Origin of the sequence: Paenibacillus sp. FSL H3-0333, from assembly GCF_038002805.1 — a bacterium.
Taxonomy (GTDB): Bacteria; Bacillota; Bacilli; order Paenibacillales; family Paenibacillaceae; genus Paenibacillus_AQ; species Paenibacillus_AQ silagei.
The window spans coordinates 3,176,800-3,200,214 of sequence record NZ_JBBODG010000001.1 but is presented as its reverse complement, the minus strand read 5'-3'; the positions used below and the strand labels follow the sequence as shown (position 1 = coordinate 3,200,214).

General features: G+C 53.4%; 21 protein-coding genes and 1 riboswitch. Of the genes, 1 reads left to right on the top strand and 20 read right to left on the bottom strand.

Features of this window, described 5'->3' with window-relative positions:
* Positions 1 to 89: 89 nt before the first annotated feature.
* From MHH78_RS13950 to MHH78_RS13855, 20 genes are all read right to left on the bottom strand, one after another.
* A complete protein-coding gene (locus MHH78_RS13950; RefSeq protein WP_341167754.1) occupies positions 90 to 1,529 on the bottom strand; it encodes a HAMP domain-containing sensor histidine kinase in 1,440 nt (479 codons plus the stop codon).
* Positions 1,530 to 2,246: a response regulator transcription factor gene (locus MHH78_RS13945; protein WP_036727360.1), complete on the bottom strand. Its 717-nt coding sequence runs from the start codon at positions 2,244 to 2,246 to the stop codon at positions 1,530 to 1,532.
* Between the two features lie 78 nt (positions 2,247 to 2,324).
* The gene (gene ccsA, locus MHH78_RS13940) at positions 2,325 to 3,587 is read right to left on the bottom strand and encodes a cytochrome c biogenesis protein CcsA (RefSeq protein ID WP_036727362.1); all 1,263 of its coding nucleotides are present in this window, start codon (positions 3,585 to 3,587) and stop codon (positions 2,325 to 2,327) included.
* Positions 3,584 to 5,272, bottom strand: a complete 1,689-nt coding sequence (gene resB, locus MHH78_RS13935; protein WP_036727364.1) for a cytochrome c biogenesis protein ResB — start codon at positions 5,270 to 5,272, stop codon at positions 3,584 to 3,586. The genes ccsA and resB overlap by 4 nt, the downstream gene beginning before the upstream one ends.
* Positions 5,269 to 5,793 (bottom strand): thiol-disulfide oxidoreductase ResA, encoded by a 525-nt coding sequence (resA, locus tag MHH78_RS13930; protein WP_341167753.1) that lies wholly within the window; start codon positions 5,791 to 5,793, stop codon positions 5,269 to 5,271. Before resA ends, resB begins: the two co-directional genes overlap by 4 nt.
* A gap of 112 nt (positions 5,794 to 5,905) precedes the next feature.
* Entirely contained in the window at positions 5,906 to 6,664 is a 759-nt protein-coding gene (locus MHH78_RS13925) for a pseudouridine synthase (protein ID WP_036727368.1), read from the bottom strand.
* Positions 6,665 to 6,684: 20 nt separating this feature from the next.
* On the bottom strand, positions 6,685 to 7,029 hold the full coding sequence (locus MHH78_RS13920; RefSeq protein ID WP_076079153.1) for an N-acetylmuramoyl-L-alanine amidase: 345 nt from the start codon (positions 7,027 to 7,029) through the stop codon (positions 6,685 to 6,687).
* 819 nt (positions 7,030 to 7,848) lie between these two features.
* Positions 7,849 to 8,382 (bottom strand): spore maturation protein, encoded by a 534-nt coding sequence (locus tag MHH78_RS13915; protein WP_036727371.1) that lies wholly within the window; start codon positions 8,380 to 8,382, stop codon positions 7,849 to 7,851.
* Positions 8,383 to 8,388: 6 nt separating this feature from the next.
* Positions 8,389 to 9,060, bottom strand: coding sequence for a nucleoside recognition domain-containing protein (locus MHH78_RS13910; protein ID WP_341167752.1), 672 nt, complete (start codon positions 9,058 to 9,060; stop codon positions 8,389 to 8,391).
* Positions 9,061 to 9,114: 54 nt separating this feature from the next.
* The gene (locus MHH78_RS13905; protein ID WP_341167751.1) at positions 9,115 to 10,437 is read right to left on the bottom strand and encodes a D-alanyl-D-alanine carboxypeptidase family protein; all 1,323 of its coding nucleotides are present in this window, start codon (positions 10,435 to 10,437) and stop codon (positions 9,115 to 9,117) included.
* Between the two features lie 174 nt (positions 10,438 to 10,611).
* A complete protein-coding gene (ytfJ, locus tag MHH78_RS13900; RefSeq protein ID WP_076079149.1) occupies positions 10,612 to 11,106 on the bottom strand; it encodes a GerW family sporulation protein in 495 nt (164 codons plus the stop codon).
* Between the two features lie 80 nt (positions 11,107 to 11,186).
* Complete coding sequence (locus tag MHH78_RS13895) at positions 11,187 to 11,885, bottom strand: DUF2953 domain-containing protein (RefSeq protein ID WP_341167750.1); 699 nt, start codon at positions 11,883 to 11,885, stop codon at positions 11,187 to 11,189.
* A gap of 273 nt (positions 11,886 to 12,158) precedes the next feature.
* Positions 12,159 to 12,755, bottom strand: coding sequence for an SMC-Scp complex subunit ScpB (gene scpB / locus MHH78_RS13890; RefSeq protein WP_340995653.1), 597 nt, complete (start codon positions 12,753 to 12,755; stop codon positions 12,159 to 12,161).
* Entirely contained in the window at positions 12,724 to 13,515 is a 792-nt protein-coding gene (locus tag MHH78_RS13885) for a segregation and condensation protein A (RefSeq protein ID WP_340993510.1), read from the bottom strand. The genes scpB and MHH78_RS13885 overlap by 32 nt, the downstream gene beginning before the upstream one ends.
* Before the next feature lie 133 nt (positions 13,516 to 13,648).
* Positions 13,649 to 14,116 carry a 6,7-dimethyl-8-ribityllumazine synthase gene (ribH, locus tag MHH78_RS13880; RefSeq protein ID WP_036698212.1) on the bottom strand — a complete coding sequence of 156 codons (468 nt, stop codon included), beginning with the start codon at positions 14,114 to 14,116 and terminating at the stop codon, positions 13,649 to 13,651.
* Positions 14,117 to 14,158: 42 nt separating this feature from the next.
* Positions 14,159 to 15,412 carry a bifunctional 3,4-dihydroxy-2-butanone-4-phosphate synthase/GTP cyclohydrolase II gene (locus MHH78_RS13875; RefSeq protein WP_340939600.1) on the bottom strand — a complete coding sequence of 418 codons (1,254 nt, stop codon included), beginning with the start codon at positions 15,410 to 15,412 and terminating at the stop codon, positions 14,159 to 14,161.
* Between the two features lie 62 nt (positions 15,413 to 15,474).
* Positions 15,475 to 16,143 carry a riboflavin synthase gene (gene ribE / locus MHH78_RS13870; protein WP_036727380.1) on the bottom strand — a complete coding sequence of 223 codons (669 nt, stop codon included), beginning with the start codon at positions 16,141 to 16,143 and terminating at the stop codon, positions 15,475 to 15,477.
* A 26-nt stretch (positions 16,144 to 16,169) separates the two neighbouring features.
* Positions 16,170 to 17,276 (bottom strand): bifunctional diaminohydroxyphosphoribosylaminopyrimidine deaminase/5-amino-6-(5-phosphoribosylamino)uracil reductase RibD, encoded by a 1,107-nt coding sequence (gene ribD, locus MHH78_RS13865; protein ID WP_341167749.1) that lies wholly within the window; start codon positions 17,274 to 17,276, stop codon positions 16,170 to 16,172.
* Positions 17,277 to 17,499: 223 nt separating this feature from the next.
* Positions 17,500 to 17,674, bottom strand: a riboswitch (FMN riboswitch).
* 106 nt (positions 17,675 to 17,780) lie between these two features.
* A complete protein-coding gene (mscL, locus tag MHH78_RS13860) occupies positions 17,781 to 18,182 on the bottom strand; it encodes a large-conductance mechanosensitive channel protein MscL (RefSeq protein ID WP_341167748.1) in 402 nt (133 codons plus the stop codon).
* Positions 18,183 to 18,440: 258 nt separating this feature from the next.
* The gene (locus MHH78_RS13855; RefSeq protein WP_341167747.1) at positions 18,441 to 21,932 is read right to left on the bottom strand and encodes a collagen binding domain-containing protein; all 3,492 of its coding nucleotides are present in this window, start codon (positions 21,930 to 21,932) and stop codon (positions 18,441 to 18,443) included.
* Between the two features lie 281 nt (positions 21,933 to 22,213).
* Here MHH78_RS13855 and MHH78_RS13850 point away from each other — a divergent pair, with 281 nt between their 5' ends.
* Positions 22,214 to 22,975 carry a YwaF family protein gene (locus MHH78_RS13850; RefSeq protein WP_341167746.1) on the top strand — a complete coding sequence of 254 codons (762 nt, stop codon included), beginning with the start codon at positions 22,214 to 22,216 and terminating at the stop codon, positions 22,973 to 22,975.
* Positions 22,976 to 23,415: the final 440 nt, after the last annotated feature.

Genomic DNA, 23,415 nt, shown 5'->3' with positions numbered 1-23,415 from the left:
ATATATGTTTCACGATGAACAATATTAATGTGGTGATTTCAACAAAAAGCACCTCTGCTCTCAGAGGCGCTGTCATGCATGGTCTTGGTTTACTGTTTTTCGACAGGAAGCCGCAGGGTAAATGTGGTGCCTTCTCCCAGCTTGCTGGAGGCATAAATGCTGCCGTGATGCGATTCGACGATATTCTTCACAATAGCAAGACCAAGCCCGGTACCGCCCGTCTCCCCGCGCAGGCGGGCTTTATCCGCTTTGTAGAAGCGTTCGAAGATAAACGGCAGATCCTCGGGGTTAATGCCGGCCCCCTGGTCTCTGATCGCGATCTCCACCAGACTCCTGCCCTCCAGCACTACTGTGCCTGCCAGAATAGAGATTCTCCGGTCCGCCGGAGTGTGCCGGAAGGCATTATCCAGTAGATTGGTCAGCACCTGCTCCAGCTTGTCTTCATCGGCTGCCGCCAGCAGCAGTTCCTGTTCAGGCTTCTTAAGCTCCAGCATGATATCCCGCTCCTTGGCTCTGACGGAGAACTTGCGGTATACCCGCTCCAGCAATTCTCCCACATCCACCCTGGACTTCAGCATATCCGTATGTCCTGCTTCCATGCGCGCCAGGTCCAGCAGATCCTTCACCAGACGGCCCATACGCAAGGATTCATCGTGAATGACCTGAACCAGCTCACTGCTCTCCTCCGGGGAGGAAGCCATTCCGTCTAATAGTGCTTCACTGTAGCCCTGCATCATGGATAGCGGGGTGCGGATCTCATGGGATACATTGGCCACGAAATCACGCCGCATCTTCTCCAGACGTACCTCTTCCGTCACATCCCGCAGAACGGCAACAGCTCCGCGCAGATGATCTTCGGAATAGAGCGGTGCCATGTGCACCGACCATACCCCCTGCCGGACATGGACATTGGAGCGTTGATCGCCCCCGCCCTCAAGGGTGCTGAAGAACAGCGGACGCAGCGGCGGCGGCACCTCACTGGAAGCGGAGACCTTCGGAACGAGTCCGGTATCCTCTTCCTCCTCCCAGGCAAGATCACTCCAGGTTTCGAGGAGGGTCTGTCCATGCGGATTGGTGAGGATGATCCGGCCTTCGATATCGAAGGTGATTACCGCATCACTCATGCTGCGCAGGACACTGGATAAATGCCCTTTTTCATTATTCAGACTGCGTATATTCTCTTCCAGCTCTTCCGCCATATGGTTAAATGAGGTAGCAAGCTGGCCGATCTCATCGCTTGTAACCAGGGTCAGTCTTGTTCCATACTCGCCGCGGCGGATGTCATTCGCTGCCTCAATAACCTGCTGCATCGGCTGGGTGATCTTCGTGAACAGGAACAGGGCAAAGAAGGTGGTCAGAGAGAACCCGATCATGCATGTATACATGAACAAGCGCTTGATTGCCCCGGAATTGGTGAAATTACTGTCGATGTAAGGCAGCAGGAACAGCCCGAGTGTAATGAGCACGACAGCAACCAGGAAGATGATCGTGATCCACAGCTTCCCGACAAGGCTTCTCCAGAAGTTCACTTATTTAGGCACCTCTAGCTTATAGCCTACTCCCCATACCGTTGTAATCATCGCTGCCGATTCCGGGGATACCTTATTCAGTTTTTCACGCAGACGCTTGACATGAGTATCCACGGTACGCAGATCACCGAAGAACTCATAATTCCATACATCCTTCAGCAGCTCCTCACGCGAGAATACCTTGTCCGGTGAGATGGCCAGATAATGCAGCAGCTCGTATTCCTTGGGCGTCAGACTTACCTCTTGACCCCCTGCGCTTACGCGGTGTGCATCATGCTCAATAATCAGGAACGGGAACACGATATTGTTGCTTGAATTACTCTCTTTGGACAAAAATGCCGTTGCGGAAGAACGGCGCATGATCGCCTTGACCCGGTAGATCACCTCGCGCGGACTGAATGGCTTGACGACATAATCGTCTGCCCCCATCTCAAAGCCCTGCACCCGGTTAATCTCCTCACCCTTAGCGGTAAGCATCAGGACCGGTGTGGACTTCACCCCTCTTAGCCGAGTCAGCACTTCAATCCCGTCAATACCAGGCAGCATCACATCCAGCAGAATCAGACCGTAGTCATTCGCGGTTGCTTTGCGCAGGGCAATTTCCCCGTCCTCTGCCTCATCAATCTCGTAGCCTTCTTTTTCAAGATACATTTTGAGCAGGCGGCGGATACGTTCTTCGTCATCCACCACCAGAATTCTATTCAAGTGCTCAGCCATTTACACAACAACCCCTTCATCAATTACAGTAGAACGTCACCCTGGATCATACGCATGCCCGAAAGAAGCCTGAGCTTATCAGTCCGTTCCCGCATATGAATGAAGTCCGGCGATAACCAGGTTAACGCCAACCAGGGTAAACATTACGATTAGAAAGCCGAGTACAGCGAGCCAAGCGGATTTGCGTCCCTGCCAGCCGCGGGCCAGCCGCAAATGGAGATACGCACTGTAGAACAGCCAGGTGACGAGAGCCCAGACTTCCTTGGGGTCCCATCCCCAAAATCTGCCCCAAGCCACCTCGGCCCATATCATTGCAAAAATCAAAGCCCCCAGTGTGAAAATCGGGAACCCGATGGCGATTGCCCTGTAGGTAATCTCATCCAGGTCATTCTCATCAATTCCATCAAGTACCGGATGAAGGGCCTTCCCAAGCGGCTTACGCACAGCCAGCCGAAGAAGCCCGTACAGGAGCAGTCCGGACAGCAGTGACCAGATCACAGTGTTGAACTTGCGCCCTGCATTGACGCCATTCATCCACGATGGTGCTTGAAACAAAGGCTTCTGAAGCCCAAGAAACGGCTGGAAGCTCTCAATTTCGCTATGGTACGGTGCCACAATCGGCGGCATTTTATAACTCACTTTCTCTATTGTACTATCTTCCTGCCCGGGGCTGTCAATCGTAACGTTCGAACGGACAAAAACAGATTCATAGCCCGCGCCGCGGAAGGCAAATACAGATCCAAGAAACCCAATTATAACAATGATCGAGAACAGAGTAAATTCGACCAGCCGCTGCTGCTTGCGGTCACTGCGTTCCTTGCTGTCAAACTTCACTGTCCGCAGCAGGTACATCAGCCCTGCGGCAAAGCCCACCGCGAAGAAGGACTCCCCGAGCGCAGCGAGCGTGACATGAATATTCAGATAGATCGACTTCAGCGAAGGGATAAGCGGCTGCACTTCCTGCGGAAATACCGCTGCATAAGCCATTACAACAATGGAGATCGGAACCGCGAATACCCCGAGAATCATCTTGCGGTAGATGGCGAAGATGACTGTAAAGGCAACCATCACCATCATCGATAGGAAGGTCATGAACTCGTACATGTTGCTTACCGGAATATGACCGGCCCCCATCCAGCGGGTAATGAAGTAAGCCAGATGGCAGAGCAGCCCGAGTGAGGAGGTGATAAAAGCAATCCGGCCCCACCGTGCAGTATGCTCCTCCGGCTTCCTGCCCGACCATTTGCGGCCCATAATAGCAATGGTGAACAACATGAAGGCACCGCTGTATAAGAAAAATGCGGCTATAAAGACGTCACTGCTGAAATCGAGCAAGTTCATGCCATGCCTCCTCCGTTGTCCAATGATTTGTCATCGACTGTCATGTCTATCTGCTCCAGAATAGAAACGAGTTCACGGCGGAAGCCGAACCAGTTCTTGTTCGTGTGGCCTCCAAGCACCAGCTGTCCATCCTCAACGATCAGCCAGATGCGTCTGTGCTGCCAGTAGAAGCCGAGAATCAGCCCCAGCATGACAATACCCGCACCAATCCAGACGAACGGCATGGCCCGGTCCACACGTATATTGAGATAGGTGGTGGATTCCGAGAAATCCACATCCGTCATACTGCCCACCTCAAGCTCCAGAAACCGTGTGCCGCCTCCAAGCTTGTCGTTGATGGCCTCCTGCTGGAAGCGCTCCTTGTCCACCTGCTTCGGGAAATAGAAATATTGCTGCCCCTCTGCCGGCAGATCCGGACCACGGATCAGGAAGAGAAACGCCGGAGCGTTCGGATAAGGGGAGGTGGAGACCGGACGGCCTTCCTCATTCAATCCGAAATCCATATACTTCTCCTTCAGTTCAAGCGTGTACGGTCCGGCCTTGAAGCTGCGCTGCGGATTCTTCATATCCAGTCTGAACTTGCCGTAGCTCTCGCCGGTTGAAGCATTGACCAGATCAGGCTGCACGGAACGCAGCACAGGCGTAAGGTCATAGTCAAACTGATACGCTTTCATTCCTTGGTAGCTTAGCGGAGAATTCACCTGAATGTCGTGTCTGGCCACTTCCGCAAGCTGAGGCTCCTTGGAGGGATCGCTGCAGTCTGCCGTACATTCATATAGAACCGCCTTCGTCTCATAGAGCTTAGGGAGAACCTTCTTGCCCCGGAATTCCTCGGGCATCTCTTCTTCACTATAGAATTCTACCGTGAATTTCTCGTTCTTCAGGTACATGCTGGTGTCCGGTATCTTTACTGTCTCTCCCTGCGGAAAGGCAAGATGCTGATCCATATTCAGACCCGGCAATCCCCTGGCAAGCACAGCAAGCAAAAATATAATCAGGCCGATATGTATTACATAAGGTCCCCAGCGGCTGAAACGGTGTTTCTCTGCCAGTAAAGCGCCACCCTCCGTCCGCACGCGGTATCCTTTCTTCTTAAGCGGCTGAACGATCCGTGCCACCCATTCCTCCGGCTCCCCCTCCACCTCTGTATTCAGCGTAAGCTTTTGACGGGTAAGGAACTGGCGGTGCTTGCGGATCTTCTGCCGGGTTAGTGCCTTGTAGAGCGGAAGCACGCGGTCCAGGCTGCAGATGACCAGAGAAGCTCCGATCATAACCAGCAGTGTCACGAACCACCAGGATTCATAGGTATGCGAAAGGCCGAGTCTATAATATATATTCCCGGCTGTTCCATACGTTTGTTCATAATAGGTTGAAGCGTCAATATTCAGAAAGGTGCTCTCTTGCGGAAATATCGTACCGAGCATCGCACCCAGCAGCGTCAGCACAATCAGGTAGATGGCTATTTTGACGGAGGAAAAAAAGTTCCAGACCTTGTCGATCACTCCCGGGCTTACCCGCTGTGAACGGCGGGCCACCCCATCGTAGCGCATCTCCAGGTTCCCCGAAGCGTTCTCTTCCTTCTCATCCAGCGGCTTGCCGCAGGCTTCACAGAGAACCGTTCCTACAGGATTCTGGTGACCGCATTCGCATTTGGTGTTGCTGATCAGCGGCTCATGCTTACTCATGGTCCCACCAGCTTCCCGATTTGCTCGTCAAGCGAGTTCAGATCCAACTGGCCGATATGAATGCTGTCCACCCTGCCCTTCGTATTAATGAAGAAGGTAGTGGGCAGCGGGGAGACCCCGTAGCTGCGGACCGCGTCGCGTCCCTTATCCATCACAACCGGAAAATCAATATCCACGAGCTTCACGAAATTGTCCACCGTCATCTGATCCTCGCCCACATTCACGCCCAAGACCACGACACCCTGGTCCTTCCATTTCTCCCACTGTGCCTGGAGGGCAGGCATTTCCTTCACGCATGGTGCGCACCAGGAGCCCCAGAAGTTCAGGACAACCGACTTCCCTCTAAATTCCTCCAGCGTATGGGTCGCACCGTCCAGCCCAAGCAATTCAAAATTTGGCGCTTTCCCGCCTTCTTGAGGCTTGCCGTCTCCCCCGAACACAGAGGAGCTGATGGCATAACCCCCAATCAGAACGATTAGAAATAGTATCACGATTTGGATTGGCTTCCTGGCTTTGCCCATACAGGGGTACCCCCTTCTGTGACGCAACTCATTACTTTAGTTGTAAGGTGTGAACATCCTATGAACATTATAACGAATATTGTCACAGTTTTAGGAGGGGAAATTGTGAACTTTATGTGTCTTTGCGTGTCTGATTATCCCGAAGCATTCCCGCTTTGGCAATTTGCTGCAGATGATTGATCTCATCCTTAGTCAAATGGCGGTAAGAGCCGCGCTTGAGATTCTGGAGCAGGATATCCCCGAAGGAAATCCGCTTCAGACGGATAACCGGATGCGACACCGCCTCGAACATCCGCCGGACCTGACGGTTACGGCCTTCATGGATCGTGATGCTGATTACCGCTTCCTTATTGGCTTCATCGATATCCTTATATTCGACTTCTGCCGGAGCGGTCATGCCGTCTTCCAGCTTAATGCCGGCCTTCAGCTTGTCCAGCGCTGTGCCGTGCGGCACACCCTTGACCGTGGCCAGATATGTCTTCGGCACATGATGCTTTGGATGCGTGAGCAGGTTGGCAAACTCACCGTCATTCGTCAGCAGCAGCAGCCCTTCCGTATCGTAGTCCAAGCGGCCTACAGGGTATACGCGCTCCGTGATTCCTTTCAGGTAATCCGTTACTACCTTGCGGCCCTTATCATCCGAGGCGCTTGTAATTACACCTTTGGGTTTGTTGAACATAATATAGATTTTATTCTCGCCCCGGATCAGTCTGCCCGAGACTTTAATAATATCGGTTGCGGGGTCCGCCTTCGTGCCAAGCGTAGTTACGAGTTCCCCGTTGACTTCCACTTTACCGGCCAAAATCATTTCTTCACATTTGCGTCTGGACGCAACACCTGCTTGCGCCAATATTTTCTGTAATCTTTCCATTTTCGACTACTCACCTCAGGTTAATGATAACCATCAGAGGCATAAATCACAAGATCATTCCACGGAAAAAATGCGCCGGGGCAAGTTTCACTATGCGGCTCCACCGTAAGCGGCGACATTTGATAGCGCCCGGACAGCTCCAGTATAAGCTTCCCCGCCGCAAACAGCTGCTGCTGGCGCTCCGGAAGCTGGGGCAGCTGCTCCGCCTCCCCGTAGTTGCCTTCGAGGCAAATATGAATATGCTCCGGGTCTGTCAGCAGCGGCGCCGCATAGACCGAGCCGTTCAGCCCGACCCAGAAGTCGAAGCCTTTGCCGTTAATAGACGGACAGCGGGAATGATGCAGAATAAAGCCTTTGTAGTCCACCCTTTGTCGTCCTCCCTCCGTATTGCTGAAATAGCATATGAAGTGGGGGGGCGGGCGGTGAGGACTGTTTGTTAAAATGTTTTGGAGCGGGGCCAAAGAGAATAAAGGCGTTGACTAATCGTAACTCCGGGGAATGTTTGGACTTCCGGCCGCTGTTAAAGTTGGATTTTCTTGATTTGACTGCCCTGCGGCAGTAGAAATCCAACTTTAAAGGCGGACGCTGGCGCTCCTACAGTTCCAAAATTCCTCTCCGTTACTCCGTCTACGCACGGGCAAACCTAATAACAAACAGTCCTCACCTCCCGGAAGGGGGTGAGGACTGTAGGGAAGCGGCAAGCGGCTGCGGGGCAGCGCTTGGGGACCACAACCACTGGCGGCAGGTTGCCAGGGAAGTGCCGACTTTTCCTGAAATCAGGTGCATTAATACCCTTCATTCGCTCATCTAGCCGGCTTTTCCTGAAATCAGGTGCATTAATACCCTTCATTCGCTCATCCAGCCGACTTTTCCTGAAATCAGGTGCATTAATACCCTTCATTCGCTCATCCAGCCGACTTTTCCTGAAATCAGGTGCATTAATACCCTTAATTTCCACTCTCCTGACAGCAAACAATTGGATAAATGTATCGTAATTTATGAGTTTCGGGGAAGTTAGCTGAAGCAAGTGGAAATAGGGCATTTAATTTGTTTGATTTCACGACTTTGGCGAGAATACGTATAATTAAGTGGCGTTTTTCCAACTATTGTCTCTACCCATGTTCATTCGTCTAGCAACAAGTGGAGGAAATCCATCTATTAACCTACCTTCTATAACCTACTCCCTACCCGAATACCAGCAGACAAACGGCAATGGCAGCAATAAAGCCGACGACGTCCGAGAACAGGCCCACCTTCAAGGCATAGCGGCCGTTGCGGATGCCTACGGCGCCGAAATAGACAGTCAGCACATACAGGGTGGTGTCTGTGCTGCCCTGTATAGTAGAAGCAATCATACCGATGAGAGAGTCCGGGCCGTGGACGCGGATCAGGTCTGTAGTATAGGCGAGTGATCCAGTGCCCGTCAGCGGGCGCAGGAGACCGAGTGGAAGCACCTCTGACGGAATACCCAGTCCCTCCATCAGAGGGCTTACAAAGCCCATCAGGAAGTCCAGCGCACCGGACGCGCGGAACACACTGATCGCCACCAGCATGCCGACCAGATGGGGGATAATCGCGATCGCGGTACCGAAGCCATCCTTCGCCCCCTCCACGAAAGATTCATAGACCGGAACCTTGCGCGTGAAGGCATACAGTGGAATAAAGGTAACCATTACCGGAATCGCCCAGGCAGAGATCAGACTGATCAGTTGTAACACGGACGGTCACCCTTTCACCGAAGAATGTGGGAGCGGCCCGCTCCCATTTGCCGGGCCGGTCCCGGCCTTCAGGACTGGCGGCGGTCCGGGCGGCCTGCGGAGCAGGGTCAGGCGGCGGAACAGCCTGTCCGCAGCAATCGCCGCCAGGGTAGCCACGGCCGTCGCCGCCAGGGTGGTCCCGACGATGGCCGCCGGGTCCGCCGATCCGTAATTCAGCCGGATCGCAATCAGAGTCGCCGGAATTAGAGTGATGCTGGCAGTGTTCAGCGCAAGCAGGGTACACATGGCCGGCGTTGCGGTCTCCTTATCCGGGTTCAGCGTCTGCAGCTCCTGCATCGCCTTAATGCCCATCGGAGTGGCTGCATTCCCCAGCCCCAGCAGGTTGGCGCTCATATTAGAGAGAATGTAGCCGATCGCGGGATGCCCTTTGGGCACATCCGGGAACAGAAAGGAGACTACGGGACCCAGCACTTTGGAGATTTTCTTCAGCAGGTCGGCATCCTCCGCAATCCGCATAATGCCCAGCCAGAACACCAGCACACTGATCAGCCCGAAGCTGACGGTCACCCCGCTCTTCGCGCCATCGAATACGGCGGCGGTGAACTCGTTCATCCGTCCGTTAACTGCCGCAAAGCCAAATCCGATCAGGATCATTCCGAGCCAGATTCCATTTAACATCGGTATCCCCTCCCCCGGTTCATTCTTTATACTCTGACTAACTGAACAGCTTCACTATTCCCCCGTGTGGAACAGCGCCCGCAGTGCACTGCCGAAGGCCTGCAGCCAAGTCCCCGCCGGATAGGCGGAGGCGCTCGCAGCGTTGTATTTTTCCACATATGGTGAGGTCTCCGGCGGGAGCTGGCCAGGCGTATACACCGGAACCCGCCCGATCTCCTGATCTCCCAGCTGCAGAATAATCACACCCCTGAAACCGAAGTTAACATCGCCCTCACTCCCGCTGGCACCCGCTTCTGTACTGCTTCCGCCCTCACTCCCGCTGGCATTCATACCTGCCCTGCCCGCACCTGCACTTACACCGGAGCCCGCACCTGCACTCCCCGTACCCGCAGCATTACCACCCGCAGCAGCCTGCGTATCCGCATTAAGCACCAGCTTGTTGACGAGCCTGGCTTCCTCCCCCTGACCAAGCGGATACGCGAAGGCCTTGCCGGTCACCAGACTGTAGCCTTTGACGGCCTCGCCCCGCTCGACCAGCGTCTTCAGCGGATAATGGTTGAAGCCGAAGTCCAGCAGCGAGGAATGGTCGTTCCAGTCATTACCGTCGTTCAGCGTAACCGCCACGAGCTGCTGCCCGTCCCTTGTAGCGGAGCTGACCAGGCAGCGCAGCGCTTTTTTGGTATACCCCGTCTTCACCCCGTCCGCCCCTTCGTAGAGGCGCAGCATCTTATTCTTATTGCTCCATTTATAGTCCCATTTCTCATAGGGATTGTCCGCCGTCTTCTCTTTGGTGGCTACGATCTCCTTGAATACCGGGTTATGCATCGCATATGCGGTCAATACGGCCAGATCATTCGCGCTGGAAAAGTGGCCTTCTGCATCTAATCCATGCGGATTCGCAAAATGCGTATTTTTCAAATTCAGCTCCTGCGCCTTGGCGTTCATCAGGTAGACGAACCCCTGCTCCGAACCGCCGACATGCTCGGCAATTGCAGTTGCCGCATCGTTGCCGGAGCGCAGCATCAGCCCGTACAGCATATCCTTCAGCGTCATTTCCTCGCCCAGCTTCAGGTACAGGGAGGAGCCCTCCTTGGCAAAAGCATTTTTACCAACCTTGACCTTCGACGTAATATCACTGTTCTCTATCGCCACAAGGGCGGTCATAATTTTGGTCAGACTGGCAATCAGCATCGGTTCATCCCCGCGGCTGCTGTACAGAATTCTTCCGGATGTCACATCAATCAGCGCCGCCGCCCTGGCATGGGTAGAGATCGAACGGTTCTCTGCACTAACGGCAGACACCGGCACCAGCGCAAGCAGCAGCACACACAACAGTAAGGACAGCATAGATTTTCGGGTTAATGTCTTCATGTTCATCCTCCGGCTTCTTATCCGTTCCTTACGCAACGGTTCATCAGTCTTGCCTGGTTGTACAAGTGTATGCGGGGCATGGGGCAGGTATGTCCTATCCTCCATCATCCGGCAAAAAAGGGATACCACCCTCTTAGGTGATATCCCTGACAATTCATGCTTTGCTTAATTCGCTCAATCCTAATGTGTTGACGAATGGTCAGACGAGCCGGACCCGGTCTCCACAACGGTTTTGGTTACCTTGGAGCCGGGAATATCTGAAGCTTCGGGAACCATGCCGGGCTGGAACATATTCTGGATTTTGTCGAGCAGGTTAGGCGTGGCATCAATAATTTTCTCGAACAGATGGGTCTGATTATCCAGCGGCACAATATGTACCCCTTCCCTGCCAACGACCAGAAAAGCGATTGGACGAATAGACACGCCGCCCCCGCTGCCGCCCCCGAAGGGTAGCATTTTGACACCGGACCCGCTGCTGTTCACGCCCGGACCATCATCCTCCACCCTGAAATCACTACCGCCTGCTGCGAAGCCGAATGTCACCTTGCTAATCGGCAGAATGACCGTGCCATCAGGCGTTTCAACCGGATCTCCTACAATTGTATTTACATCAACCATGCCTTTAATATTCTCCATTGCGGTCTGCATGAGACCTTGAATCGGATGATCTGACATTGTTTGTCTCCTCCTCGTGTGTATATAAATGTACCTGCAGTATTTATCTTGCCCACTATAGATTGGAGTATGTAGATTATTTAGGAACGTTCACGGCTGAGCAATTTCTTCCACCGGCCCAGACCGCCTTCCACTCTCGACACACGCCGCAGCAGGAGAAGCCCCGCATAGAGCGCATATCCGGCGGACAGCTTGCCACTGCAGACGGCTTCCGTTGCAAAAGACGGCTGATCCCGGAAGACAGGTGTCACGAATATCCCCGGCTTATGCACCAGTCTGACCATACGGGAGAGCACGCCGATCATCGTCCACTTCAGTCCCCATAAGGCCCCCACCGCCGTGGCGGTCGTTGCAGCCTCCCCCAGAGAGAAGTCTGTGGACCAGTCCAGCTTGGTGATCTGAATATGTGAAAGAGTGTCCTTAAGCCATTTTTTCAGACCGCGGGTGGCATGTAACGCAGTGCGTACATTCTTTAACCATTGCGTCACAGATTCCTTATCGACCTGCCCTTCCTTCTCGCTATCCAGCTTCACCGGTGCGATTCCGCTTTTCTCCACCTTGAGCTTAATTCCCTGTTCAAGGCCCTGGAAGACCAGCGCAGGCACCTCATAATGAAATTTAACGAGGCCATATACAGCTTTGATATCGAATTCGATGCGGTCATCCTTACCCAGCCTGCGGACACGAAAGTGAAAATGAATCGATGACGCTAGAGCCAGCAGGAACAGCAGAACAACGAGCAGCAGCAGAATTAAGGGTATTGCCAGCCATAACGTCACACGGTTAACCTCCAAGCAGACTTTAGAATAATAAACATGGAGCCTCTGGATTAGTATGGCAATTACGGCTGGATAACATTCGGTGATTTCGCAAACTTCTCCATTTTTCACAAGTGGAAGCGGATTTGCCGTCCTTTTAAAGGACGGGACCGCTTCAGCGAGAAATAGAAGGATACTTTATCGTGTGCAACATATAAAGTCTTATATTTTGAAAAAATGCCGCTGCCCCCGAAGGGTCAACGGCATCTCTGTCACAGCGGCAGTCCGCTGCGGTTATTCCGGCTCATCAAAAGTCATCTGGCTGTCCAGCTTGCTGAACAGCAGCTGGGTCTCCTCTTCCAGGCCCTCGGAGGTATCGAAGCTCGACGGCTCCGGCAGCTCCTTCAGGCTGGCCAGCCCGAAGCTGTCCAGGAAGGACTTGGTCGTGCCATACAGAATCGGACGCCCGACAGCCTCCGCCCGGCCCACCTCGTGGATCAGATCCTTGTTGCCCAGCGTGTGGATGGCCCGTTCGGATTTGACGCCCCGGATCTCCTCAATCTCCACTCTCGTGATAGGCTGGCGGTAAGCCACAATGGCAAGTGTCTCCAGCGCTGCCTGGGACAGGGACGACCTGGAGGGCGAATACGCCAGACGTTCGAAATACTGCGCATGCTCCGGGAGTGTCGCCAGCCGGTAATTCCCAGCAATCTGGACCACCTGAAGGCCACGGCTCTGCGAGTGGTAATCCTCTCTTAAGTCATCCAGCGCTCTTGTAGCCAGATCAGGCCGCTGCTCGGTAATCTCGGCAATCTGCCGGACCGACAGGCCTTCATCCCCTGAGAGAAACAGCAGGCCTTCAATAATTGATTTCAGCGTGTTGTAGTCCACTGACATCCTCTCCTCCTCTCCACTCCATCACAATATCCTCAAATAATTTCTCCTGGTAGCAGTAAATGGCCTTCATCTTCATCAGCTCCAGGATGGCCAGGAAGGTGGTCACAATCTCATGCCGGTCCATCTCCTCATGCAGCAGGGCAGAGAAGCGCATTCTGCCGCCGATCCCTTTGCGCTGGAGCGCTTCGGATACATCACGGATACGATCTTTTACCGAGATCTCATCCCGGGTAATCCGCTGATACGAGGTGCGCCGGGCAGCCTTGCTTAGCGCCTTGCGGAACGCAGCGATCAGATCGGCGGTATGCAGACCCTTCAGTGTATTGTCCGTCTGCGCAGGGACGAAGGGGCCCAGATCCTCAGGCTCCTTCGTAAAAATCAGGCTGCGCTCGCTCTCCATATCCAGCAGCTGCACCGCGATGCTCTTGAACTTACGGTATTCAATCAGTCGCTGCACCAGCTCCGCACGCGGATCATAGCCGTCATCCTCATAATAATCGAAATCCTCGATTTCAATGACGGGCGGCTTCGGCAGCAGCATTTTGCTCTTAATCGACAGGAGAGTGGCAGCCATCACCAGAAATTCACTCGTGATATCCAGCTCCAGCTCCTTCATTCCCTGTAGGAATTCCATATACTGCTCGGTGATCTCGCTGACCGGAATGTCCTGGATGTCGATTTCCGCCTTGTCAATCAGATGCAAGAGCAGATCGAGCGGACCTTCGAACGTCTCCAGCTTGTACAATACAGTCACGCGGTTTCCTCCAGCCCAAAAAAAGTAAAGTGCAGCGCCGCAAGGACGCTACACAAGTAGAAAGATCTATATTCATGCTTTCTTCTCATACTTATAAATAAGCACGATTTACGCTCTTTCGTCAAGAGGTGTATTATTTGAACAGCTTATTCAGGTTAGCCATTTCGATGGCGGCAGTCGCTGCATCCCAGCCTTTATTGCCGGCTTTGGTCCCCGAGCGCTCAATGGCCTGTTCGATATTCTCCGTCGTAACCACACCGAAAATAGTCGGAACACCCGTCTTAAGATTAATCGCCGCTACGCCCTTGGCAACCTCGTTGCACACATAATCATAGTGTGTTGTAGATCCGCGAATGACGGTGCCCAGCGTGATAACGGCGTCATATTTGCCGCTTTCGGCCATTTTTTGGGCGATCAGCGGAATTTCGAATACGCCCGGTACCCAGGCCACATCCACTTCATCATCGGCGGCGCCATGGCGCTTGAAGGCATCGAGGGCCCCGGAGAGCAGCTTGCTGGTAATGAACTCATTGAAACGTCCTACGACAACCCCATATTTCAAGCCCTCAGATACTAAATGTCCCTCAAAATAATTCGGCATGCTACTCATCAACCCTTCGTGTATAGGATAGGAAATCTATGATTAAATTTTGGTATTCTCATTCTGTTCGATCTTGTCAAAATTCAGCAGATGCCCAAGCTTCGCCTGCTTCGTATGCAGATAATTGGTATTGTCCTTATTCTCCGGCATCTGGATCGCTACGCGCTCCACCACCTCAAGGCCGTAGCCTTCCAGCCCCTTGATCTTGCGCGGATTGTTGGTCAGCAGCCGGATCTGGCGGATCCCGAGATCCTTAAGAATCTGTGCCCCGATGCCATAATCCCGCAGATCCGCCGCGAAGCCCAGCTTCAGGTTGGCATCCACAGTATCCAGCCCTTCTTCCTGCAGCTTGTAGGCGCGCAGCTTGTTGATCAGGCCAATGCCCCGGCCCTCCTGGCGCATATAGAGGAGTACACCCCTGCCGGCTTCTTCAATCTGGCGCAGCGCCGCTTCGAACTGCGGGCCGCAGTCGCAGCGGTGCGAATGGAACACATCGCCGGTCAGGCACTCGGAATGCACACGTACGAGTACCGGCTCATCCCCTGAGATATCGCCTTTAACCAGGGCAACGTGCTCCTTGTCGTCCACCTCATTCGTATAGGCAATGGTCTGGAAATCACCGAAATCCGTCGGCAGATTCACTGCTACCTCACGGGTAACCAGATGCTCCTTCTCGTTACGGTAGTGAATGAGGTCCTTGATGCTGATCAGCTTAAGGTCATGCTTCTTAGCGATCTCAATCAGGTCAGGCAGGCGGGCCATCGTACCGTCCACCTTCACCACTTCACAGATGACACCTGCCGGATAAGCCCCGCACATGCGGGCCAGATCAACCGCAGCCTCCGTGTGTCCGGAACGCCGCAGGACTCCGCCTTTTTTGGCGATCAGCGGGAACATATGCCCCGGTCTGCGGAAGTCGGCCGGCTTCGCCTTCGGGTCCAGCATGGCCTTAATCGTCTGGGAGCGTTCACCGGCTGAGATGCCGGTCGTCGTATCCGCGTGGTCAATAGATACCGTGAACGCCGTACCATGATTATCGGTATTCTGGGACACCATCGGATGCAGGTCCAGCTCCTCTGCACGCTCTGCTGTGATCGGTACGCAGACCAGGCCGCGTCCTTCGGTAATCATGAAGTTAATCACTTCCGGGGTAGCCCGTTCTGCCAGAGCGACGAAGTCTCCTTCATTCTCACGGTCTTCATCATCTACAACGATAACGACCTTACCGCGCATTAAGTCGTAGATCGCATCTTCAATCGGGTCTAGAATACTGTCCTTATCAGCTTGCTGGCTCATACTACTGTCCTCCTAATGGCTATACGCTCGCCTGACGGCTTGCCGTATGCCTGATCTATAGATTATACGAACCCGTTGGCCGCCAAAAAATCATGGCTGATCTTCGAGCTTCCCCCATCATCTTCATTGCCCGCACGCGAACCGTAATGGAGCAGATGGTCCACATATTTACCGAGCACATCACATTCAATATTCACCCGGTCTCCCGCCCGCTTGTGGGCCAGCACTGTCTCTCCCAGCGTGTGCGGGATAATCGACACGGTGAAGGTTGCGGCTTCCGTCCTCACAACCGTAAGGCTGATGCCGTCTATCGTAATGGAGCCTTTGGGAATGATGAATTTGAACAGGGATTTGCGGTCCGGGGCAATCTCGAACACCACTGCATTCTGATCGCGCCTGACGCTGCGGATCTCACCGGTTCCATCCACATGCCCCTGGACAATATGCCCTCCGAAGCGTCCGCCGGCAGCCATGGCGCGTTCCAGATTCATTTTGGACCCGGTGCGCAGCTCCTTGAGCGTACTGTTGCGGTAAGTCTCGGGCATGACGTCAACGGTGAAATGATGGTCCCCGAGTGAGGTTGCCGTGAGACAGACTCCATTGACCGCCACACTATCGCCGATCTTCAGATCTCCCATAATGAGGGAAGCGCCGATATTCAGCACCATCATCTCCCCGCCGCTAGTGACGCTGCGCAGAACTCCCACCTCTTCAATTAAGCCGGTAAACATACCATCCCTCCATCCTGAATATTCGGTTACTGCAGAGGAACCGGGGTGCCGCTGATACACACATTATCCCCGAGCACTTCCACTTCCAATCCTTCAAGCTGGATGGCATCACGCATCAGCTCCACACCCCCGAAGTCGAAGGTACCCGCTGCTTGCGCGCCGCCGCCGACAATCTTCGGAGCGAAGAAGAGGACCACCCGGTCAATCAGCCCCTGCTCAAGCATCGCCCCATTCAGCGTTCCGCCGCCTTCCAGCAGAATGGACCCAATCTCCATTGCACCGAGCGCAGCCATAGCCGCCTGCAGATCCACACGCGGACCGCTGCCCGCAGCAATCACCTCTAACCCTGCAGCCAGCAGCGCTGCTCTGCGGTCAGGATCGGCTGCCTCTGTCGTCACAACCACCGTAGGCGCGAGTCCGTCCTTGACCACAGCGCTGTCCAGCGGAAGGCGCAGCGAGGAGTCAATGATAATCCGCACCGGATTCCGTCCGGGTACATTCAGTCTAGTTGTCAGCGAAGGGTTATCGGCAATCACCGTATTCACCCCGACCATAATCCCCTGATGGCGGTGACGCAGGGTATGTACAATCTCCCGTGCCTCTGCATTCGAGATCCACTTGCTGTCTCCGGTCCGTGTGGCGATTTTGCCGTCCAGTGTGCTGGCGCTCTTCAAGGTTACAAACGGCTGCTTCGTCAAAATATACTTGATGAACTTCTCGTTCAGCCGCAGCGCCCGGCCCCGCAACAGACCTACTTCAACATCAATCCCCTGCTCGCGCAGCATCGCAATTCCCCGGCCTGCCACCTGAGGGTTGGGGTCCTCACAGGCGACAACCACCCTAGCCACGCCTTCATCGATCAGACGCTGGCTGCAAGGAGGCGTAATGCCGTAATGACTGCAAGGCTCCAGCGTAACATAGGCTGTACTGCCTTGCGCTTTACCGGCTGCCATATTGAGCGCATGCACCTCGGCGTGTCCGGTTCCGCGCTGCAGATGGGTTCCAATCCCGATCATGGCGCCGTCCTTCACGACTACGCAGCCGACCACAGGATTAATTCCCGTCTGGCCCTGTGCCCGCTCCGCCATATCCAGCGCAAGGGACATGTAAAACTCATCGTTCATCTTATCCATGTCTTGCCTCCTATCCCAAGGCTGTAGTCTTCATGTGTACCAAACCCTAAACAGAAAAACCCGTCTCAATCTCCAGGAGGAGTTCAAGACGGGATATACGAGAGGTGATCGCAGCAAAGAATATATGCGTAAATAAACGCCGGACCTCCGGCATTGTGAAAGTTCGCACATAAGTTCCGAAAACACTGCTGCTCGGCCGCCTGTTGCAAGCGCGGCGCGTGAATCTCTCCTTCTTCCATCCAGACTATACTGTCGGTCCCGGAATTACACCGGGTCCACCGTCCGTAGCAATATCTTACGAAGCGGGTAGCGGACTGAGCATCAGAAGCGGCAATTATTAAGCCAGCTCCAACAGCATCACCGCCGGTAGGGAATCACACCCTGCCCTGAAGGATTGATCTATTCAGTTGAATACCAAGTTAAGCCTACAACAAAATTATCACTTCGCCGGATGAAATGCAAGTGTGCTTCGGAAATTTACTATATTTATGTAACTTAATTCCCTTATACACCCGTCTCACGCTGCTTGTCCGCTCTCAGCAGATCGCGGATTTCCGTCAGCAGGAGGATATCCGGTGCCGGGGCAGGTGTCTCAACGACTTCAACCTTAACAGTCTCCTTGCGTCTGAACCGGCTGCTCAGCTTCACCACCATGAAGATAGAGAAGGAGATAATGAAGAAATCGACTACGGTCTGGAGGAATAAGCCGTACTTCACTTCCGCTTCACCAATACCAAAGCTAAGTTCCTTCAGGTCAATACCTCCGCTGATCAGACCGATAAGCGGCATAATAATGTCTCCCACCAGCGAGGTAACAATTTTGCCGAATGCCGCTCCAATGATTACGGCAACCGCCAGATCAAGTACATTACCTTTCATGGCGAAGCTTTTGAATTCCTTCCACATGACGAACCATCCCTCCGAAACTTTGAATTTGAAATTATTATATCATTTATAGCAACACATATAGCAAGATGCAAGTTGAAAAATGTATAAGTGGAGTAGGATTAACGTATGCACTTGGATGGACGCTCCGCTGTTTAAGCGGGATGCGAAATACCTAATTTTCTAAAAAACGCAAAGGAGCGAGTCTCCAATAACGGAGAATCGCTCCTTTTTTACATGTTAAGCTTTAGGAACCCTATCCTGCTGCTCTAATTCTGCCTAATCCTGCTTGCGTGTTCTGCGGAATACCCGGCTGAGGATGAAGCCACCCAGAATCAGGCCTGCACCCGTCAGGTAGATCGGCAGCGGGCTGCTCTCTCCGGTCTGCGGCAGTCTGCCGCTGCCGTCATTCGTACCCGAGACCGCCCCTTGCGGAACCGGATCGTCTTCAACATCTACTTCCGGATTGCCCAGCGGGATATTATCGTCGATTGGCGTTACCACTTCAGGTGCTGCCGGTACCGGAGTAACAGTTGGTGCCGGTGCAGATGGCTGCGCCGTTCCCGGCAAGCCTGGTCCTGCAGGAATCTGTGACTCATCGATAATGACTCCCGGTTCGAACGTACCGGCTGGTGTTGGTACCGGAGTAAATACCGGACCTCCGGCAGGCGATGTCGGAACAGGTGTAGCCTCTGGCCCCGTAGAATCTGTAGGCACCGGCGATGGAACTGTGGTCGGAACTGTGGTCTCTACAGGTGTCTCAGTCGGCACAGGAGTCACAGTCGGCATTGGTGTTACTGTCGGCGTTGGCTGCTCCGCCAACTTATTATACAAGGTAAGATTCAGCACGGCCGATGAGCCGATCGTCACCGGATGCTCGGTGGAATCAAGCACATAGCCCTGCGGTGCTATTGTTTCAATCAGGACATAACTGCCCAGCCACAGATTGTTGAATGCCGCGATGCCTTCTGTATCAGTGGTACGGGTATTCACCAGCACCCGGTCATTTCCGTTCAGGCGGTATAGCTCATAGGTAGCTCCCGCCAGCGGTTTTGCAACATTGCCTGCTTCCAGCTTGAAGACATTAAGCGTCCCTCTGACGCCGCTGCCTGTTCCCGAGCCGCTGGACACTCCTACGATGATCTCCTTGGTCGTCTCCTTGGTGATAAGCTTAACGTTATTGCCGCTGAAGCTCACGGAGTTAACCAGCTTATCGCCAGTGTTCGCAACGATCAGCGACTGATATTCCAGCACATAAGCGGAATGGATGTCACCAGGGAAGCTTAAGACGAAGGACTGTCTGCCCTGTGCATCGGCGCTGATCGTCAAGCTGTAATCGGTATCCTTCACCAGCGGAGGGCCGCTCTTCGTGACCTCTCCGTTCACGGCCGTAACCGTACGGTACAGCTGGAAGCTGTCCGGCAGCAGGATCTGATTCGTGCTTGGCACATCGGTGATCACGGCATCTTTTACATGGGACTGGGTGCGGTTGATCGCAATGGTCCAGTTCAGCTTATCTCCATTCTGCGTGCCGTCTTTGAACACATATTCATCCCCGTACGGGATATCTACCGTGGCCTTCAAATCCTTGGAGACCTTCTTCATGCCGTCCAGCAGGTTCGCTGTATTGGCTACCTTGGTTCCGATTAGCTGTCCGGCCAGGCTGGTCTTGAATACGATGTAATAAGGCGAATTAATGGCTGTGTCAAAATCAACCTTCAGCTCATTGCCGCTTCCCACGCTATAGCTGAACTCATTGCCGTCCACCTCAGCGCCTGGGCTATGCGTTCCATCCTTGGCAATATTCATCTTATATACTTTAAGTGAGCCAGGTACCAGAGACTGTCCGTCACCCAGTACATCCGTCACTACAGGATCGGCAATGGATTTGCTGTTGTAATTGACGCCTACCGTCCAGGTCAGCTCTTTGGCAGAAGCATCATACGCCCCTGATTTGAACCCGTTGTTCTTCACCTCGGAGTTAGGAATGAACTTCCCGCTGGCTTCGGTCCACTGTGGCTTGTTCTGGCTGTCCTTCCAGTCAATCCGGGCCACATTGATGAAATCACTCGTATTGCCGGTAAGCCAGTCATTGCTGAATTCCGTCTGATAACTAATGGTATAAGTCCCTGTAACCGGTGCGTTAAACTTCACCTTGAAGCCTTCATTCGGCTGAGCTGGTGAATTCACACTCAGGGTATACGCCGATGGAGGGATCACTGTGCCGGAAAGAGTACGGACCACCAGTGAACCTGAGATGTACTTCTGTCCTCCCTGCGGGAAGCTGTCTGTAACCACCACTTCGTTCATTGGGTAATTGTCGCCGTTGAATGTGATTTTCCAATCGGTGGTGTGTTTGTTGTAATTCACGCCGGACAGATTCTTATAGATAATAATAGGCCGGATCAGTTGAGTAGCGTTGCTGCTATAGGTGCTGTCAGAGACAGTGTTGATGATCTTCGTATCGTTGAACACACGATCTGCGGCTTTGGTCGTATATTCGATCAGATAAGCTGATTTCACTGTATTCTTGAACTCCAGTCTGAATCCGTTGCCGGATTCGCCGCTAACTGGCGTGACTGTGTAATCACTGCCTGCATTCAGAGCCGTGCCCTTAGCAGCTTCTCCAGCTGCATTCAGCGTAACCGGATAGATCCGCACTGAGTTCTCCAGGAGCACCTGGGAGCTGTTGAACACATCCGTCAACACCGCGTTCTCCGGGGAGATCGTCCGGTTATTGTAGTTATATTCGATAGCCCAGTTAATGGTCTGAGTGCCCCAGTCATAACGGACGACTTTTTTGTTAAGGCTGCCGCCTCGTTCAATGACTACTGTATCCGAAGTACTTACCGGGTCACGGCCGTCCCCTGTAAAGGTTGCCGTGTTGGTGAAGCTGGACAAGTTGTCGCTTACTACCTGCGTGGTATAAGTGATACGGTATGCCCCTGTGATCACAGGGTCCGTGAACTGAAGCTTCAGCGTCCCGCCGGAGACGCCGGCAGTATATTTGCTGCTGTCTACCAGCTGTCCTTGCGTAACTGTGCCGTCAAGCTGAACATTCAGCTGGTAAACGGCAAGTGTAACCGTGCTGTCCAGTGCCAGCCCGGCAGGAATCGGGTCGGTCACAGCAGCGCCGCTTACCGGCTCCAGTCTTTTGTTCACATCGACGGTCCAGTCAATATGATCCGCGTTGAAGCCGCTGGAGATTCCCTTCTTGGTAATCGTCGAGCCTACAGTAGGCTTGAATGATACTGTAATCGTCTGGACCCCGCCGTTCACCGGGAACAGAATCTGCTGGACGGTGCTGCCGCTGATCACTTTTTTGTCAAATTGGGTATTAATACGTAAGGTCCCCTGCACATTGGCATGGCTCTCGATGTAATCGTTGAATGTCATCACTACCTGATGGGTAGCCTGGCTGACCGTGAATGTGCCTACCGTCCCTTCGTCCGATTCCAGTCCGCCCTGAATGTCATTGAAGAGCTGGAACTGCTCGGGAAGCTGGAAAGCAAAGGTGTCTCCCTGGCTGTAGCCGTGGCCGTTAGGAAGCGACCAGGTATAGTCCAGCCTCACGGTGGAATCCACATCATACACACTGCCTGTCACCGTCTGTCCATCCGGACCATATACCGCCATGGATACACTGGTAATAATGTCCTGGTCCTGTTCAATGGCCGCCGCTGTAGCTTGCTGGGTGAAGCCCAGCCCTGAGACCAATTGCACAAATAACATGACCAGGACTACTGCCAGGCTTGTTCTTTTTTTCACCATTTCCCATAAGCCCCCGTTCTTTCGATTGAATGATTTGAAGCATACCTGCTAAAAAGATGGCTGCTGAACGCACCGGTAAGGACACACTCCACCTGAAGTTTCGTTATGTATACGGGCTAAGAGTCCATCTTATGTAAATAAACTAGTAAACCTGACTTTTCTGCCCACTACAGACGATATATACTTATATCACCTAAGAGTAGAACTTTAGAATCAGAAATGGTTAAAATTAAAGAAATTATTATGCAACCCTTAATTCAGGATTCAAGGAGAGATTTCAAGTGAACCGAACTTTATTCTGGGAGCGTGCCCGTGACAGCGATTTCGTCATGCTCTCCGCCTCCCATCTCGTTGCCCTGTCCGTCATCGCCCTGTGCTGCCTGGCGCTCTTTGGGGCCCGCTTCGCCCTGCGCAGCCGGTCCGGCCTGCGATTAGGCGTACGCCTGCTGCTGATCCTGTTGCTGGCTGCTTCTGAGGGAGGCCTGCATGTCTGGTATCTGTCCCATGACAGCTGGAGCCGCAGCTCCTCCCTGCCGCTGGAACTATGCGGAATTACCCTGCTTCTGTCAATCGTGATGCTGCTCACGCGCAGCAGGCTGCTGTACAGCTTTCTTTATTTTGCCGGGATCGGCGGTGCATTCATCGCCCTGCTTACACCTAATCTGGTCTATCCGTTTCCGCATTTCCGCTTCCTGCTCTTCTTCATCGCCCACGGGTCGATCATACTTGCATCCCTGTACATGACCTGGGTCGAAGGATATAAGCCCACCTGGCGCTCACTGTTCTTCACCATGCTCTGCCTGAACCTTGTCGCCGCGTGCGTCTACGCCGCCAATAAGCTGCTGGATTCCAACTATATGTTCCTGATGCGCAAGCCCAGCACGTTCTCGGTACTGGACTATTTCGGCCCTTATCCTTATTATCTGCTGGTTGAAGAAGGCTTCGCCTTCGTCATCTTCCTCCTGATGTTCCTGATTTTCTTCAAGCTGCCGGAGCTGTACACCGCCCGCCGTGCCGCAGCCCGCGGGAAACTTGGCAGGTAAACGGAGGGGATGAATTCAGGGGCACTTGTGCTCCTCATTCCCGCCTCGTGCCGACTTTCGGCGGATTCAGGAGCATTAGTGCTCCTCATTCCTGCCTCGCGCCAACTTTTTGCGGATTCAGGGGCACTTGTGCTCCTCATTCCGGCCTCGTGCCGACTTTCGGCGAATTCAGGAGCATATTAGTTGGAATAACGTATCTTGTTTCGGATGATTTGGAGCTTTCGAGGAAATTAATTGGATAAACGTTATTTAATTTTGTGTATTCACTCCACTCTGTTCGATTTGCAGCATTTTAAGTGCTATTTTTCCAACTGTTTCCTGACAAGCCTTCCTCAGCTCCTGAGCAAGTGGAGGAAATCCAACTGCTATTCGTACAATTCTCCGTACGGCAAAAAGCACCCGGCTGGATACCCAGCCGGGTGCTTCGGCGATGCCTTAGG